Below are 16,926 nucleotides of genomic sequence, written 5' to 3' on the forward strand. Positions count from 1 at the left end.
TATTGGCCTTTATCAGACAGAGTGCGTCACACCGCCATCAACGCGTATACTCTGACCCGTAATATATCCAGCCGCTTCTGATAATAAAAAGGCAATCGTTGCAGCAACTTCCTCAGCTTTACCATAACGTTCCATCGGAACATTCTCACGGCGCTCATCAACCTCCGGTAAGCTATCAATCCAGCCAGGTAAGATATTATTAATGCGAACACCTTGTGACGCATAGTCATCAGAGAAAATCTTAGTAAAAGCACCAAGACTGGCTCGAAACGCTGTCGAGGTTGGGAAGGTGGCTGTCGGCTCTGATACCCAAGTCGTGGAAATATTGACAATAGCGCCGCCGCCTTGTGCCACCATAATTGGTGTCACAAGGCGGATCGGACGCACCGCACTGAGAAAATAAACCTCCATCCCTTGATGCCAATCGTCATCGGTAATCTCTAAAATAGGCGCACGTGGACCGTGACCGGCAGAGTTTACCAGCGCATCGATACGGCCCCATTTCTCCATTGCTAGGTCAACTAAGCGCTGTACATCAGCATCGACTAAGTTAGAACCGGTGACACCAACGCCGCCCAGCTCTTTTGCTAAGGCTTCCCCTCTGCCTGAGGACGATAAGATTGCGACCTTATAGCCATCTTGAGCAAGCTTACGCGCTGCCGCTGCACCCATACCTGAGCCACCTGCCATAATAAGCGCAACTTTTTCTATAGTCATGATTTTCTCCATTAGTGATTGACTTATCTATCATAACTAATGGCTGTAGATATCTCGCATGATATTAAAAGGTGTTAGACTGTAGAAAATCTATCGTCAAATATATTGTCTAAGGAATGACTATGACAAGCGCTTATCGCACTTTACCCTCTTTAAATGCCTTACGTGCATTTGAAGCAGCAGGGCGTCATTTGAATTTTCGTGCGGCTGCCGATGAGCTTTTTGTGACCCAAGGAGCTGTCGCTCAGCAGGTGCGTGCCTTAGAAGAACACATGGGATTTGCGCTGTTTCAAAGGCTGCCAAAGGGTGTAGCTCTGACGGCTCAAGGCGCAATCTACTTTGCAGAAGTCACACGGGCGTTTGATATTTTAAAAAAGGCCACCACTCAAGTACTCAAAGAACCTAAAACAGTAACCATTAGCGTGACACCGACATTTGCTACTAAGCTGTTACTGCCCAATCTTTCGGCGCTAACAACTGCGGTTCCTGACGTTGACTTACGTACTGTCGCTACTGAATCTATTGCAGATTTCGACCGTGATCAGGTAGATATAGCGGTACGGCTCACCCGTCCACCATTTTCTTCCTCTTTTGATACGCAGTTATTGTTCAAACAAAAACTGGTCGCCGTGGCCAATCCTTATTTTGTCGCTGACATCACGCTTCCTATGTCGCTTGAACAATTAAAAGAGATGCCACTGCTACATGATTCACATAACCATTGGCCACGTTTTCTTAACACGACAGATAAGCTGCCAGGCGCCGTATTTAACCAAACTGCGCTGGCGTTAGATGCGGCTTTAGCAGGACAAGGGATTGCGATTGCTTGTCAGGCGTTTGTAAAAGCAGATTTGTCTGCGGGGCGTTTGCTACAAGTCAGTGAATTAGAGTTAACCGTTGAGCCTGATTACTACCTTATTCGTAAACGCACATCGGTATCACGACCTGCTGTCGATGCGGTATGGGAGTGGTTTATTGAAAACTTAGCTATTGGTTGATTAGTCTGTAATGACTATAACCTAAAAGAACCACCTAAAAACCTCTAAAAATCAATTAATAGACCACTCAAGATAGATTGCTATAACAGAACTACTTAAAACAGTCCATTTATCTAGCCTTATATATCAAGGTCAGCTATAAACATCATTATGAGTTTGGACAATGCGCACTTGAGCTAATCACTTTACCATCGCTTAGACGGTATGCTAATAAAGCATTGCCCCAAACACAGCCACCATCTAGCGCCTTTGCATTTGGTAGGTCCACTTGACCTCTTAGAGCTGCCCAATGACCAAATAATATCTTGCGTGAGCGTGGTACCTGCCAAGCAAACCAAGGCAAAAATCCCTCTGGCATATGTTCATCTAGACTTGAAGTAAAGCTAAACTCAAGCGTGCCATCCTCTTTACATAAGCGCATGCGGGTGAAATAGTTAGATATTGCCCGCAGTTTAGTGAAACCGTCAATATCGTCATGCCAGTGATCAGCAGTCTTGCTGTATAGATTCGGTAGCAGTTTATCAAGCTGTTTTAAGCTGCCTTGTAGCTGAGCCTCCAACTGACGGGCATACTGTTCGGCCTCGTCAATGCTCCAGTGCGGCGGTATGCCCGCATGCACCAATACCGTGTGCTCATCAGGATAAGCTAAAATCGGCTGCTGGCGTAACCACTGTAGGAGGGCCTCGCCATCATCAGCAGCAAAGATAGCCGCCGTCTTGTCTTTTTTCTTAATCTTAGCGGCGCCGCGCCATACGGCCAACAAGTTCAAATCATGATTACCAAGCACAGTTGCGGCAGCGCCCTGCTCACATAACGCTTTGACATGGCGTAACGTACTTAACGAATCTTCACCACGAGCGACTAAGTCCCCAGCAAACCATAATTTATCTTGCTTGGGATCGAAGTCTATGGTCTTAAGAAGCTTTTGATACGCAGCATAACACCCTTGCAAGTCACCGATGACATATTGGTGGCGAAAACTCATAAACCCTCAATCTTTACTTAAATAATCTATTCAAAATCTATTAATTGCTATGACTGTTATTCACAGAAAGTAAGCAAAACCTAAACCTCGACACGCTTAGACTGATTGCTTAGTGCCACAAAGTCACTGACACTGAGCGTCTCAGGACGTGCCTGCGGATCGATACCGCACGCAGCAAAATCTTCTTCGCTCAAAGTTGGCAACAGTCCTGATTGCTTAAAAATAGCACGCAGTGTTTTGCGTCTATGATTAAAGGTCTCACGCACCACGATAGCAAAGTAATCTTCATCTTCTGCCACGATAGGTTTATTGACATGCGGCGTCAGTCGAAACACAGCACTGGTGACTTTTGGCGGTGGATTAAAGGCACCACGAGGCACTGTCAGTAGATAGTCAGTCTCACAGTGATACTGCATAATTACTGATAGACGGCCATAGGTTTTACTCCCGACATCAGCAGTAATGCGTTCGACCACTTCTTTTTGTAGCATAAAATGCATGTCTTGAATGACATCAGCGAAGCTCAGTAAATGAAAAAGTATGGGTGTTGAGATATTATAAGGCAGGTTTCCCACCACTCGTAGCTTGCCACGATCGCTGCTATAAAACTCACGATAGTCGACATTCATGGCATTGTCTTTGACAATGGTAAAGTTGGGATGACTGTTTGCACCGATACGAATGCGTAGGCTGTCTGCCAAATCACGATCCAGCTCGACGACTGTCATGGCATCAACTTCTGCCAATAGCGGCTCAGTCAGGGCACCCATACCAGGTCCGATCTCCAACAGATTGTCATCTCGATTAAGATGAATACTATCGACAATCTGGCGAATCACACTGCTGTCATGCAAAAAGTTTTGACCAAAGCGTTTTCGCGGTTGGTGCTTGGCAGTTCGCAAGCTGGCAGCCAGTTTTTGGGCATCAAACGAGTTTGTGGACATAAAATATTCTTAATCAATGAAAAATTAAATACAGTCAAAGCGACGTGCTAAGGCGTGCCAGATTATACCATAGCTGGTGTTTGGCTGTATTATCACATTAGGTCATATTGATAAAAACCTAGCGCCTATTTACGTCTAAACTTACGCCTTATCTGCCATCTCATTTGCCATGACCAGCGCTTGATACAAGCTACTCGCACTCGCTCCGCCCTTACCAGCCAAGTCTAGCGCCGTACCATGATCAACTGAGGTACGAATATAAGGCAACCCTAGAGTTAAATTGACCGTATCACCAAAGCCGTGTGACTTGAGCACAGGCAGACCTTGGTCATGATACATGGCGATGACGGCATCACAGTTTTTTAGATGCTGGGAAGTAAACAAGGTATCGGCTGGCATCGCTTCAGAAATATTCACACCTTTAGCGATAAACTCATGCAAGACTGGATTGATAATCTCAATCTCCTCTACGCCCAAGTGCCCCCCTTCACCAGCATGCGGGTTCAGGCCACAGACCAATATCCGTGGTTGTTCTATACCAAATTTTTCTCGCATCTCATCAAGGACAATCTGCACCGTCTGTCGCACATTATCTTTAGTCACCACATTAGGCACTTCTTTTAGGGGCACGTGGGTCGTGACCAAGGCGACTTTCATGGCTTGATTGGCCAGCATCATCACTACTTTATCGCAGCCGCTTTTTTGCATAAAAAACTCGGTATGACCACTAAACATGGTGCCATCGAGCAGCTTAATATTGGCATCGATGAGCGCTGACTTTTGTAATGGCCCTGTGACGATAGCGGCGACGATACCTCTAACCGCCAGCTGATGTGCAATCTCTAACTGCCTGGCCACCATGATGGCATTGTTGATATCAATACGACCTGCGACCACAGGCGCACCGCAATTTACCTCGAGCAAAGTAAAGGCATCAGGAGAATTGCCGTTTTCATTATCAACCTTTTTATCAGCAGTCGTTTGATCTGTCATTTGCCGAGCAAACTCGTCAATATCCATAGGCGCCGCTATGGTTTGCCAAGTAGGACGGTTTTTTAGCACACCAGCAGCAACAAGCTCATCGGCTCGTGCCGACATGGCCTCATGCTCAGCAAGCACCCAGATAGGCCGAGCGAAGTCTTGCAGTTTGTCTTCTGCTGCCAGTAGTAGCACCACATCCATACCGATACCAGCAGGCTCACCTGTGGTGATTAACAAGGGTTGTTGTTTCATTTTAACTAACTTCCTTATTTTAGTCTTAGAATCTGATTAAACATCAGATATTATTATGTTTTTTATAAGAGACAGTGTGGTTAAGTATAACATCTCAATAGTAGATAGCACTTGAAGCCCTGCTGATCTGTACACAGATAATACAGACAGCGTGACTGATGCGCTGATGATTGTCACTAAAAAAATGCCGGAATGTGCTACACTTTCGCATCCGATTGCAGCAGCAACTGATATCTTAATGGGGCTTTTTTGTCGCTGCGATTTAGACCGTGTGAGCCGCAGCCCGTTTAAAAGACCGCTTTACTAGGGCCTGTCCTCATTTTAAAAATGGCGATAAAAATGAGATTAATCGCCGTCAAACAAGGAAAGTAGCGCAGATAATATCGAGATATTAGTCAGCTATTTGACACCGTTTGGCCAGATTTAGCCATTTTTAGCCCATTTAGATGGCTATCGATTGAATTGAGGACACGCCCTAGCGTTCGCACGTCTTATGAGCAACCGCTCGTATCAATGTTGACATACCCTATACCGACTTTTGGAAAATCTAAGCACTCATGGCAGAATCAAGCACAACCGAAGACATACTCAATCAGCAGCCGCCTCATAATATTGATATTGAAAAGGCACTCCTGGCTTCTTTGATGAGTATCGAAGAAGCCTATGACAAGATTGCTGACATCGTTACCAAAGATGACTTTTACGCTGGACGTCATCAGCATATTTTTGATGCCATTGCGCACTTAGCAGCGGTCAATGAGCCTTACGACACTGTTATGGTACATGATTGGCTGGAGGCACAAAAGCTCCTTAAATCTGCAGGGGGTGACAGTTACTTGGCAGACATTTTAAGCCAAAGCCCTGCGACACTCTTTAACTTGACCGCTTATGCTCAGCGGGTTCGAGAGCTGTCTACCCTGCGCCAGCTTATTACCACTGGCAATGATATGCTGAGCTTGGCATACAACCCTAAGGACCAGACAGTCAGCGATATCTTGGATAACGTTGAGGGCAAAATATTCAGCATCAATGAGCAGCATAATAAACGTGCCGAGCAGCGTGGTCCTGTGGGGATTACCTCGGTATTGACCAATGTCATTGATCAGATTCAGGAGCTTAAATCCAATCCTGATGGTATGATTGGCTTGCAGACGCCATTCGTTGAACTCAACAATAAAACCCAAGGCCTGCAAGCCGGCGACTTAATCATCGTCGCTGCCCGCCCTTCTATGGGTAAAACCACCTTTGCCATGAACTTGGCTGAAGGCGTTTTATTTAATGAAGATTTGCCTGTGGTGGTGTTTTCGATGGAAATGCCCGCAGAGTCTATCGTCATGCGTTTGCTGTCATCTTGGGGCGCCATCAACCAAACCCACTTACGTTCAGGACAAATGAACGAAGATGAGTGGGCAAAAATGATGAATGCCATTCAGCACCTACAATCTAAGCACTTATATATTGATGACAGTACGGCATTGCCACCGTCTGAGCTACGCTCACGCTGTCGCCGCATCGCCAAAAACCATGATGGCAAGCTGGGTGCTATCGTTGTCGACTATTTGCAGCTGATGAAGGTTCCTAGTCTCGACGGCAACCGTGTGGGCGAGATTTCTGAGATTTCCCGCAGCTTAAAAGCATTGGCACGTGAGCTTGAATGCCCTGTTATCGCTCTATCACAGCTCAACCGCAGTCTAGAAAACCGCCCTAACAAGCGCCCCATCATGTCAGACTTACGTGAGTCAGGAGCGATTGAGCAGGACGCTGACTTGATTATGTTCATCTACCGTGATGAGGTCTATAATGAAAACTCAGACCTAAAAGGCGTGGCTGAAATCATTATTGGTAAACAGCGTAACGGCCCTATTGGGACGGTGCGTTTGGGCTTTGAAGGGCAGTTTACTCGCTTTATCAACCTAACCCCTGAATACTATCAAAATGTCAGTTTTGAAAATGATGAATAAGCAAAGCTTGGTATAATCAGTAAGACATAAAGTCAGTCCAATATAAAACAGACACAGTGAAACCGGTATAAGTTTTACTGGCCTGCTGTGCCAACGAGGACTGCATAATCACAACTTAAAAAAGCAGCCCAGTCCTGTGGTACTGTTAAAGTGAATGAGCGCCACCTCTTTACCCTAACCATTTGCTAACCATTTGTTTTATTACAACAACCTTGCCAACACAGAACCCCATTATGCGTACGATTACCATCAAACCAGAAGCTTTAACCCATAACCTCACTCAAGCCAAACAACGGGCCCCAAACGCTAAAGTACTCGCTATGGTAAAAGCCAACGCTTATGGCCATGGCGTGGCGATGGTGCTGCCGGCTTTGCAGCAAGCAGACGGGATTGGGGTGGCCACTATTGATGAAGCTTTAGAAGCAAGACAGCTTGGCTGGCATAAAACCATCGGTTTAGTCGAAGGCGCATTTAGTGCTGATGAATGGCAAACCGCCATTACACACGATATCAGCTGTGTGATTCATCATGCGCCACAACTAGACTGGGCCCTAAGACTTCTGCCGCCTACCGACAGTGCTGCAGGTGTGGTTTGGCTAAAATACAATACTGGTATGAATCGTTTAGGTTTTGACGACAATGCGATTGTAAAAGCGGCGCAGCGTTTACATGATGCTGGTTACCAGCTCATTCTCACAACACACTTTGCCAATGCCGATGATCGCAGCCACCCTTTAAATGCGATACAGATACAGCGGTTTTCAGACATGCTCAATCATTTGCAGAGTCATGTCAGTCCCGATATTCAGGGTTCGTTGTGTAACTCGGCTGGCCTCGTCAACTTCCCAGAGCATCATAATGATTGGGTGCGCCCAGGCATCATGCTTTATGGCAGCTCTCCTATCATTGATCAGTCAGCTGAGGACTTAAACCTACAGCCTGCGATGGAGTTTTGCGCACAGATTATGGCCATACAGACGGTCAAGGCCGGTGAAGGCATTGGTTATGGTAGCCGCTGGATCGCTCAACAAGACACCAAGACGGCGCTGGTAAGTATTGGTTATGGCGACGGCTACCCTCGTGTCATCAGTGATGATGCTTATGTCTGCGTCATCGATACAACAAACCACAGCAGCCATGCCTGCCCAGTCCGAGGGCGGGTTGCGATGGATATGATCGTCATTGATTTGAGCGCGGTGCCAGTAGATGTTGCCCTTGATAGTACAGTCGTGCTTTGGGGCAGCTCGCCTACTGTCGACGAAGTGGCCTCTCATGCCGGTACGATTGGTTATGAGCTATTATGCAGGCTCAGCCAACGCCCCACACGCAAACTTGGTTAAAACACTTAAACTATTTTAGAAAATTTGGCGTTTACATTAAAGGTAATTACGCTATACTAAAAGTTTGTTGTCGCCATGGCTTAGTAGCTGTTTATCACTAATGAGCCATTGACGGCGGATAACGTTTCATTGACCGTGATCGACTGCTAGGATTGCTATGAGTTTGCGCCACTTTTTAACCCTATCTGATTTAACCAAACAAGAATTACAAAACCTTATTAAACGCGCAAGCGAGCTGCGTAAAATGCAACATGCAGGCGAGATCTATCAACCTTTTGTTGGACGTACGCTTGGCATGATTTTTGAGAAATCATCGACCCGTACTCGTATCTCATTTGAAACCGGCATGGGACAGTTTGGGGGCAGTGCGATATTTTTGTCACCTAATGATACTCAGCTTGGACGTGGCGAACCATTAGAAGACTCCGCTCGTGTCATCTCTAGTATGGTTGATATCATCATGATTCGTACCTTTGGTCATGAAAAAGTCGAAACCTTTGCAGAATACTCTAGCGTGCCTATTATCAACGCTTTAACCGATGATTTTCACCCCTGTCAGCTGCTTGCTGATATGCAAACCTATCACGAGCACCGAGGCAGTATCGAGAATAAAATCGTCACCTGGGTCGGTGATGGCAATAACATGTGTGCGTCTTTTATGCAGGCAGCAAATCAATTCGGTTTTGAGCTGCGTGTGGCAGCGCCTTATGGCTTTGAGCCTGACCCAAAACTGATGGAGCGCTTCTCTCACTGCGTGAGTTTGGTCGAAAACGTACAGGATGCGGCAAAGGATTCTAACCTGATTGTCACTGACGTCTGGGCAAGTATGGGACAAGAGTCTGAGCAAAATACCCGTGCTCGCCGGTTTGCCCCTTATCAAGTCACGCCATCTTTACTCGACAAAGCAGATCCAGATGTGCTGTTTATGCACTGCTTGCCAGCGCACCGTGGTGAGGAGATTTCGCACGATATGCTTGATGATCCACGCTCTGTCGTCTGGGATGAAGCCGAAAACCGCTTGCATGCACAAAAAGCACTGATGGAGTTTTTGCTAAAAGATAAGATCAAACTGCCTGCTTAATAAGCTATCGCTGTTATACAGAAAGGCAGATTACATGTATAGGGCGTGTCTTCAATTCAAATGATGATATCTAAATGGGCTAAAAATGGCTAAATTTTGTCATACTGCGTCAAATAACTGGTTAATATCCCGATATTATCTGCGTTATTTTCCTTGTCTGACAGCAATTTATCTCATTTTTATGACCATTTTTAAAATGAAGACACGCCCTAAGTAATCTGCCTTTTTATATGCTCAAGATTTAAGATTATATCAAACCCAGCTTTTGTAGGGTGCGCCCAGCGCACCTGAAAGTCTGCGAATGGTTTAATAATAATTACTCTAACGCATGATTGTCTCAACGCCATTATCGCCAGCTTTTAGCAGCACATCAGCTTGGTTGGCTGCAAAAATACCATTGCACACCACCCCAACGATATTGTTGAGCTCTTTTTCTAATGCGATAGGATTACTCACATCCAAGTCATAGACATCTAAAATGACATTGCCATAATCAGTGACAAAACCTTCACGATATACTGGCTCTGCACCCATTTCCGCAAGTTGCCTTGCCACGTAAGAACGTGCTTGTGGCAACACTTCAATTGGTACTGGAAAATTTCGGCCCAATATATCGACACGTTTGCTATTGTCCACCATACAAATAAACTTTTTGGAAGCGGCAGCGACGATTTTTTCTCGAGTAAGCGCTCCACCACCACCTTTGATCAATTGTAGGTGTTCATTGACTTCATCTGCGCCATCAATATAGACATCAAGCGTGCCAGCAAAGTTTAAATCAACCACATCAATCCCAAGTGCTTTTAGTCTATCTTCAGTGACTTGCGAGCTGGCAACCGCACCTGCTAGCTTGACGGTTGGTAACAGCTCAATCAAACAGTTCACCGTGCTACCCGTCCCTACGCCCAGTATCATGCCATCTTCGATGTACTGTAGGGCTGCTTTGGCAGCAGATTTCTTTTGTGTTTGCTGATCACTCATTATAAATCCTTGGCAACGTAAAATATTAAGGCGTGTCCTCATTTTAAAAATGAAGATAAAAATGAGATAAATTGCCGTCAAACAAGGAAAATAGCGCAGATAATATCGGGATATTACCTAGCTATTTAACGATGTTTGGCAAGGTTTAGCCATTTTTAGCCCATTTAGGTATCCTTCGATTGAATTGAGGACACGCCCTAGAGCATGCTGAATATTAAGGTCTATGTATGACCACTTATAGCGGCCATACCTGCTATTAATGCGCCGCTATTATAACCGATGGCCCTCATGGTGTCAGCGCTGTATTTTGACAAAAAGACATCTGACTTTATCTAGAGTGTTTTCTATGAATTCAACCGGGATTCATGCTCTGTTATAAAAACCACTGTAAAATTTGCAATTGAGCCTTGCAAGATAAGCAAAATCAGCATAGGCTAATCTATTTCATTTTTATCTCCACTTACTGCCTATTTAGGAATTATTATGCTATCACGTTGGGTACGAGCCATCTTACAAGCCACTGTCTACGACGTTGCCATTCAGACGCCACTTGAAGCGGCCCCCAAGTTGACCCAACGTTTTGCTAACGACATTCGTCTAAAACGTGAGGATCTACAACCCGTCAAGTCTTTTAAATTGCGTGGCGCTTATAACCGCATCAGTCAACTGTCCGATGAACAAAAATCTCGTGGGGTCATCTGCGCCTCAGCCGGTAATCATGCGCAAGGCGTCGCCTACTCAGCTCGCAAGCTTGACCTTAATAATATTATCGTCATGCCTACCACCACACCAGACATCAAGGTCAATGCTGTCAGAGCGCTGGGGGGCAATGTCGATCTGCATGGTGATAGCTTCGATGAAGCCAACCGCTATGCCATCGAGCGTGCTGAACGTGAAGGCTTGACGTTTATCCCTCCTTATGACGACGAGCTGGTCATTGCAGGCCAAGGCACGATTGGTCTTGAGCTGACTCAGCAGTGGCGCAACATGGATTATGTGTTTGTCGCTGTCGGTGGTGGCGGTTTGATATCAGGTGTGGCGGCGTTTTTGGGAGAAGTGGCGCCACATGTCAAAGTCATTGCTGTAGAAGCTGAACAAGCCGCTTCCTTAAAGGCCGCTATGGAAACAGGCACACGTGTCAAACTTGAGCAAGTTGGGTTGTTTGTCGATGGGGTTGCCGTTGCTCAAATTGGTGCGCTGCCATTTGAGGTTCTTCAAACGCAAAAGAGCGATGGCTCGGGTACTATCATCGAACCTGAGGTGGTAACTTGTACCAACGATGAGGTCTGCGCGGCCATAAAAGATGTCTTTGAAGAAAACCGTAGTATTGTTGAGCCTGCTGGTGCGCTATCTATTGCTGGTATGAAAAAGTATATTCACGCCAATAATTTACAAGGCAAAAACTGCGTCGGTATTGTCTGCGGTGCCAACATGAACTTTGATCGTCTGCGTTATATCACTGAACGTACCGAGATTGGTGAGAAAAAAGAAGCCATCTTTGCCGTGACTATTCCAGAGCAAACAGGTGCATTTTTAGACTTTTGCCGCAGCCTACAAGGCCGTAATATCACTGAATTTAACTATCGAGCAGACAATCAACTGTCACCTGATTCGATGGAGCCTGCTTCGATATTTGTAGGTATCGGACTCAAAGAAGGCGATAAAGAGCGTCAAACCATCAGTGATCAGCTGGCCAAAGATGGCTATACGGCTTATGACTTAACTGATGATGATATTGCAAAATCACATATCCGTCATTTGATTGGTGGCCACGCTCATGTGGAAAATGAGCAATTACTAAAAGTGGTTTTCCCTGAGCGTCCAGGTGCCCTACTGAGTTTCTTAGAAAAGCTGGGTGATGATTTTAATATCACATTATTCCACTATCGCAACCACGGTGCTGCAGAAGGCCGAGTACTGGTGGGGTTACAAGCTTCTGAGCAAAACTCACGTCAATTGCAAGATGCCCTGCTGGATATTGGTTATGATTGTACGATGCTCAATGACAATATTGGTTATCAGCTGTTTTTAAAATAAGCAGGCGCTGCAACCTTTTAATTTACAAAAAAACCGCCATTACTATCTTATATAATTGATACCTATGAGGTTTTGATGAAAAAGGTAAACAAAAACCACAATCAGCCCAGTCATAGTCAGCCAGATACTGTACGTATGCGTCTGGACAAATGGTTGTGGGCGGCACGGTTTTATCGTACTCGCACCCTAGCCAAAGAAGCGATCGAAAGTGGCAGAGTGCACTATGCAGGTAGCCGGGTAAAGACCAGCAAAGAGATTGCCGTGGGCGATGAGCTCGATATCCGTCAAGGCTCTGCGACAGCGATGACCGAAAAAACCGTTATCGTTGAGGCTTTATCTGCCCAACGTGGCAATGCCACTGCTGCCCAGCATCTCTACTCAGAGACTCAGGAGAGCATCGAGCGCCGCGCTTACTATGCTGAACAGCGTAAGCTTGCTAATCTTGCTCGTCCTGATCATAGACCCAATAAGAAACAGCGCCGTGACTTACAGCGCTTTAAAAACAAGCAAGGGTAAAACACAGTTAGCATCGCTACGTTTTTGAGCATTTAAAACCTAATGACTACTGACTGCGTGATGAGCCCCAACATTTAAATGCATCCCTTGTTATTTACACCATTAAACGTTACGCTAAACCTTTAATGCTATATGCCTGATACGCTTATAGCATTTATCTATTTATTCTAATTTTATCCAACCAACCACATGCTAGTGAGCCGCATTATAACTGCTGGTTTTTATAGCATGTTTTTTTATTGTTAAATGTAAATTTTCATAAAGGGTCATATTATGCAAATTAAAGCGTCTACACCTTCGTCAGTACTGTTGGTTTGTCTGGGCAATATTTGTAGATCACCCACAGCAGAAGAGATATTTCGTCAGCAAGCGGCTGTCGCAGGGCTGTCAATAAAGATAGACTCAGCCGGTACCAGCGATTGGCATATCGGTAAAGCTCCTGACCCTCGCTCGCAGCGCCATGCCAAAAGTCAGGGCTATAACCTGAGCAAGCTAGTGGCGCGGCAAGTCAGTGCAGAAGATTTTTATAATTTTGATCTCATCTTAGCCATGGATGCGCAAAACCTAGCTGATTTGCAAGCGATCAAAGACAGCCTACCAAATACGGACAATAAGCTGGCTAGACTGGCATTGTTTAGCGAAGAAGATCCTAATTATAGTGGCGATGATGTTCCTGATCCCTATCAAGGCGATAATGACGACTTTGAAGAAGTGATCGAACGTATCGAATCGAGTGTCCAAGGTTGGATTGAGAGCTGGAATGCCATGTAGTCGTGTCAATCGCTGCCTCTTATACTCAGGCTTTACTTTATTATGCACATAAGCCTAGCGGTTTTATCTGATTTTATGTTGTGTATAGCCTATAATAATGAGCGTGTTAGAACTTAATCTCCCATCATGGCTCTAACCACGCTCAACTATTTGCCACATAGACCTTCTTTATGACTACAAATCTGTGCTTTGACAACGATACTCGCTATCAATCTTTGGCTGACCTTTCTCACGCAAATACTATGGCGCTCTCTTGTGTCGCTGATACGGTAGTGACGCTCACCGATGAGTCTCAGCTAGACGACTTTATGGCCAATACTGCTGACAGTCAGCCGCTGTTTGTATTATCTGGTGGTAGTAATGTTTTACTTCCCGAGCAGCTACAGGCCACAGTACTACGGCCACAGATGCGTGGTATCACTATAACCGCTCAAACTGAAGACTATGTAGACATCGAAGTCATGGCAGGTGAAAACTGGCATGACTTAGTCACACATACTGTCAATAAAGGCTGGTATGGGCTCGAGAATTTGGCGCTAATTCCAGGTCTGACAGGGGCAGCTCCGGTACAAAATATCGGAGCCTATGGTGTCCAACTAGAGGACTCTATGCGCTATGTGCGTGCGTATCATCTCCCGAGCAAAACCTGGCACCAACTAACGACCATAGACTGTCAGTTTGGCTATCGAGACAGCCTCTTTAAACGGACGCCTAATACTTGGCTCATCAGCCGTGTTGGTTTTAGATTGCATACCAATCAAACACACATATCTGCTGATTATGGTGATGTACAGGCCGTCGCTCAATCCTATGCAGAGCAGCATGGACATACCCAGCCAACACCAATCGATGTAATGAACGCCATCATTGATATCCGTAAACAAAAACTACCAGACCCAAAGCAACTGCCAAACTGTGGCAGTTTTTTTCAAAACCCCATCATTACTCACGATCAGTTTTCATTATTACAAGCGACTTATCCTCATATTGTTGGCTATCCGATGCCTGATTCAATGGTCAAAGTCGCTGCGGGTTGGCTGATAGAACACGCTGGATTAAAGGGTGGCGGCATAGAGCCGATTATTACCCACAAAAAGCAAGCGTTGGTACTAACCAACCACGCCCCTTATCAAGCGACTCAAACCGATGTCATCACGGCCCAAAACCATATCGCCAAGTGCATTTATGATACCTTCGCCATTACCCTGTACCGTGAGCCTGTTTGGGTAAATACTGACGGTACGGTTGGATACGAGTATGCGGCCTAAACGACCGTGGGCCAAACGGCTGTGGCGTCATTACTTACGCTCAGCTGAGCGCTTGATCAAATTGGTTCGTATTATCAATCTGACCTTTTTATTGGGCTCAACGATGGTCATTTTAACCATCGTCAGTTTGTTTACACCACTGTTTTCTCAGGTGGTGGTTTATATGTTTCAGCACCTACCGCTACCTCAGACATCACAGACAGCGACAAGCTCTCCGCCGACTGCCTATGTGGTCCTAGGCGGTGGCCTTACCAACGACAACAACAACCAAATCATTCTTAATGGCTATAGTCTAAACCGTGTGCGTACTGCTGCGACAGCCTATCACGACCAGCCACTGCCTATCGTACTCAGTGGCGCTGAAGCGCCTTGGATGGATCAGTGGCTGATTGAGCATGGTATCGAAGAGTCAATCAGTGAAAACGCCAGTATGAACACCTGTGAAAACGCACGCTTTATTACCAAGCGCATCGCCTTACAGCATGTCTACTTGATAACGGACAGTTACCATATGGCACGATCACGCAGACAACTGGCCTTAAACGGTATCAACACCACCCCACTGGCGGCCCCCTTACCAGTCAAACGTGACTGGATGGAACCGGCGCAAAACCTGAGCCACTCTAGGCGTGCTGTTTATGAAATAGCCGCTTATCTGCGTGATGTTTTACGTCCACAATCAGATTGTCGCCGTGCTGAAGATGTCACCATTGAACAACTATCGACACCCAGAGGTCAGGCAGTAAAAACGTTTGATTAAATGAAAACAGCCACTCAAAGTAACCATTTACTTGCAAAACCTATGACATCAAACGATGTATAATATAGGTAATTGCTATTTAAGAGGTGTATCATGCTCAGTATTTTTTTATTAATTCCTTTGAGTCTGATGCTGTTTGTGGTGGCTATTTGGGCGGTGCGTTATGCCGTAAAATCCAACCAGTTTGAAGACTTAGACAATGCGTCACAGCGCATCATATTGGATGATCGTCAGGAGCGGCGCCAAGTATTACAGGCTCATGAGTCACGCAAGGCTCCTGAACCCTCTGAGACTTTAGCCACTACCGACCATGAAGAGGTCAGCCCAGACACTAGCGTCAACGCCTCGGACGCTGACAATCACAAAACCTGACGATCACAACACATCATCACATCATAAGTTTGTATGTCGTATATATTTTAGGAGACACTCTCTATGACCACAGCGCTATTGGTTGCGGCATTTTTAATGGGATTTTTGGGTTCGCCGCATTGCTTAGGCATGTGCGGTGGCTTAGTTGCGGCATTTAGCTTATCTATGCAAGATGTCAGTCCTGCCAAACGCAGGCGTTTAATCGCTACTTATCACTTTGGCCGCTTAGTCAGCTATTCTGTCTTAGGTTTAATTGCCGGGGTGATTGGCACCACTGTTTTAGAGCCATTGATGAAAGGAAACAGCACACCACGTATCTTGCTTGGTCTGGTGCTGGTCTTTGTCGGCGTGACCATGCTAGGTATGCCGTTTTTAAATAAACTTGAACGTGTGGGCATGCGGTTTTGGCAGTATCTTAGCCCCATTCGCCAAAAAGTATTCCCGCTCAATACTTATCCACGCGCATTGGCTGCCGGACTGTTATGGGGCTACTTACCATGTGGACTGGTGTATGGTGCGCTACTGATTGCGGTGGTAGCACACAACCCTCTAGGCGGTGCTGCCTTGATGTTTGTTTTTGGCTTAGGAACGGTACCCATGCTGGTGGCTACGCATGAGACAGTAGGCTGGCTACGTGAAAAAATTGGACGTTTTCGCTTACGTCAGTTAAATGGCGTGCTGATGGTACTCTCAGGCATGGCAGTGATTTTTGTGCCTATGATTATGATGGCCATGCATGGCGGTCACGGTGATCATGATGCACATGGCGATCATACACAGATGAGTCACAGCAGTCCTTCTGTTATGGTATCTGACGCAGGCAACTTAAGTCATCACGGCACAAGCCCAATGACTGATGCTCCACACGACAGCCTGCATAGTACCGACGAGCACTCAGAAACTATGGCGCATGCTCAATAATGTGCTCTGTGCTACTGGCATGAGTTTTACGCTGTCTTTGT

Annotated in this window: 16 protein-coding genes; 11 read left to right on the forward strand and 5 right to left on the reverse strand. The window is 45.8% G+C overall.

The features are described from left to right. Nucleotides 1-12: 12 nt before the first annotated feature. Nucleotides 13-717, reverse strand: coding sequence for an SDR family oxidoreductase (locus J3492_RS02970; protein WP_207989700.1), 705 nt, complete (start codon nucleotides 715-717; stop codon nucleotides 13-15). A 122-nt stretch (nucleotides 718-839) separates the two neighbouring features. Between J3492_RS02970 and J3492_RS02975 the strand changes: the two genes are divergently transcribed. After that, complete coding sequence (locus J3492_RS02975) at nucleotides 840-1,715, forward strand: LysR substrate-binding domain-containing protein (RefSeq protein WP_207989702.1); 876 nt, start codon at nucleotides 840-842, stop codon at nucleotides 1,713-1,715. A 148-nt stretch (nucleotides 1,716-1,863) separates the two neighbouring features. Here the strand turns inward: J3492_RS02975 and J3492_RS02980 are convergent, their stop codons facing one another. From J3492_RS02980 to pdxA, 3 genes are all read right to left on the reverse strand, one after another. Continuing rightward, a complete protein-coding gene (locus tag J3492_RS02980) occupies nucleotides 1,864-2,700 on the reverse strand; it encodes a symmetrical bis(5'-nucleosyl)-tetraphosphatase (RefSeq protein ID WP_207989704.1) in 837 nt (278 codons plus the stop codon). Nucleotides 2,701-2,780: 80 nt separating this feature from the next. Beyond that, nucleotides 2,781-3,644, reverse strand: a complete 864-nt coding sequence (gene rsmA, locus J3492_RS02985; RefSeq protein WP_207989707.1) for a 16S rRNA (adenine(1518)-N(6)/adenine(1519)-N(6))-dimethyltransferase RsmA — start codon at nucleotides 3,642-3,644, stop codon at nucleotides 2,781-2,783. 141 nt (nucleotides 3,645-3,785) lie between these two features. Continuing rightward, entirely contained in the window at nucleotides 3,786-4,877 is a 1,092-nt protein-coding gene (gene pdxA / locus J3492_RS02990; RefSeq protein WP_207989709.1) for a 4-hydroxythreonine-4-phosphate dehydrogenase PdxA, read from the reverse strand. Between the two features lie 557 nt (nucleotides 4,878-5,434). Between pdxA and dnaB the strand changes: the two genes are divergently transcribed. The 3 genes from dnaB (at nucleotide 5,435) to argF (ending at nucleotide 9,259) form a co-directional block, all read left to right on the forward strand. Further along, the gene (gene dnaB / locus J3492_RS02995) at nucleotides 5,435-6,838 is read left to right on the forward strand and encodes a replicative DNA helicase (RefSeq protein WP_207989711.1); all 1,404 of its coding nucleotides are present in this window, start codon (nucleotides 5,435-5,437) and stop codon (nucleotides 6,836-6,838) included. Between the two features lie 233 nt (nucleotides 6,839-7,071). Continuing rightward, complete coding sequence (gene alr / locus J3492_RS03000) at nucleotides 7,072-8,178, forward strand: alanine racemase (protein ID WP_207989714.1); 1,107 nt, start codon at nucleotides 7,072-7,074, stop codon at nucleotides 8,176-8,178. Nucleotides 8,179-8,335: 157 nt separating this feature from the next. Further along, the gene (argF, locus tag J3492_RS03005; protein ID WP_207989716.1) at nucleotides 8,336-9,259 is read left to right on the forward strand and encodes an ornithine carbamoyltransferase; all 924 of its coding nucleotides are present in this window, start codon (nucleotides 8,336-8,338) and stop codon (nucleotides 9,257-9,259) included. A 321-nt stretch (nucleotides 9,260-9,580) separates the two neighbouring features. Here argF and rpiA read toward each other — a convergent pair whose 3' ends face one another. Continuing rightward, entirely contained in the window at nucleotides 9,581-10,240 is a 660-nt protein-coding gene (gene rpiA, locus J3492_RS03010; protein ID WP_207989718.1) for a ribose-5-phosphate isomerase RpiA, read from the reverse strand. Nucleotides 10,241-10,723: 483 nt separating this feature from the next. On the opposite strand from rpiA, the gene ilvA reads away from it, so the two are divergent. From ilvA to J3492_RS03045, 7 genes are all read left to right on the forward strand, one after another. Further along, nucleotides 10,724-12,277, forward strand: coding sequence for a threonine ammonia-lyase, biosynthetic (gene ilvA / locus J3492_RS03015; RefSeq protein ID WP_207989720.1), 1,554 nt, complete (start codon nucleotides 10,724-10,726; stop codon nucleotides 12,275-12,277). A gap of 75 nt (nucleotides 12,278-12,352) precedes the next feature. Next, a complete protein-coding gene (locus tag J3492_RS03020) occupies nucleotides 12,353-12,793 on the forward strand; it encodes an RNA-binding S4 domain-containing protein (protein ID WP_207989723.1) in 441 nt (146 codons plus the stop codon). A gap of 273 nt (nucleotides 12,794-13,066) precedes the next feature. Further along, nucleotides 13,067-13,564, forward strand: a complete 498-nt coding sequence (locus J3492_RS03025; protein ID WP_207989725.1) for a low molecular weight protein-tyrosine-phosphatase — start codon at nucleotides 13,067-13,069, stop codon at nucleotides 13,562-13,564. 170 nt (nucleotides 13,565-13,734) lie between these two features. After that, on the forward strand, nucleotides 13,735-14,832 hold the full coding sequence (gene murB, locus J3492_RS03030; RefSeq protein WP_207989727.1) for a UDP-N-acetylmuramate dehydrogenase: 1,098 nt from the start codon (nucleotides 13,735-13,737) through the stop codon (nucleotides 14,830-14,832). Next, entirely contained in the window at nucleotides 14,822-15,592 is a 771-nt protein-coding gene (locus J3492_RS03035; RefSeq protein ID WP_207989729.1) for a YdcF family protein, read from the forward strand. Before murB ends, J3492_RS03035 begins: the two co-directional genes overlap by 11 nt. 93 nt (nucleotides 15,593-15,685) lie before the next feature. After that, nucleotides 15,686-15,964 carry a cbb3-type cytochrome oxidase assembly protein CcoS gene (gene ccoS / locus J3492_RS03040; RefSeq protein ID WP_207989731.1) on the forward strand — a complete coding sequence of 93 codons (279 nt, stop codon included), beginning with the start codon at nucleotides 15,686-15,688 and terminating at the stop codon, nucleotides 15,962-15,964. Between the two features lie 63 nt (nucleotides 15,965-16,027). Next, the gene (locus tag J3492_RS03045) at nucleotides 16,028-16,885 is read left to right on the forward strand and encodes a sulfite exporter TauE/SafE family protein (protein WP_207989734.1); all 858 of its coding nucleotides are present in this window, start codon (nucleotides 16,028-16,030) and stop codon (nucleotides 16,883-16,885) included. Nucleotides 16,886-16,926 lie beyond the last annotated feature (41 nt).

This window comes from Psychrobacter coccoides (assembly GCF_017498085.1).
GTDB lineage: Bacteria > Pseudomonadota > Gammaproteobacteria > Pseudomonadales > Moraxellaceae > Psychrobacter > Psychrobacter coccoides.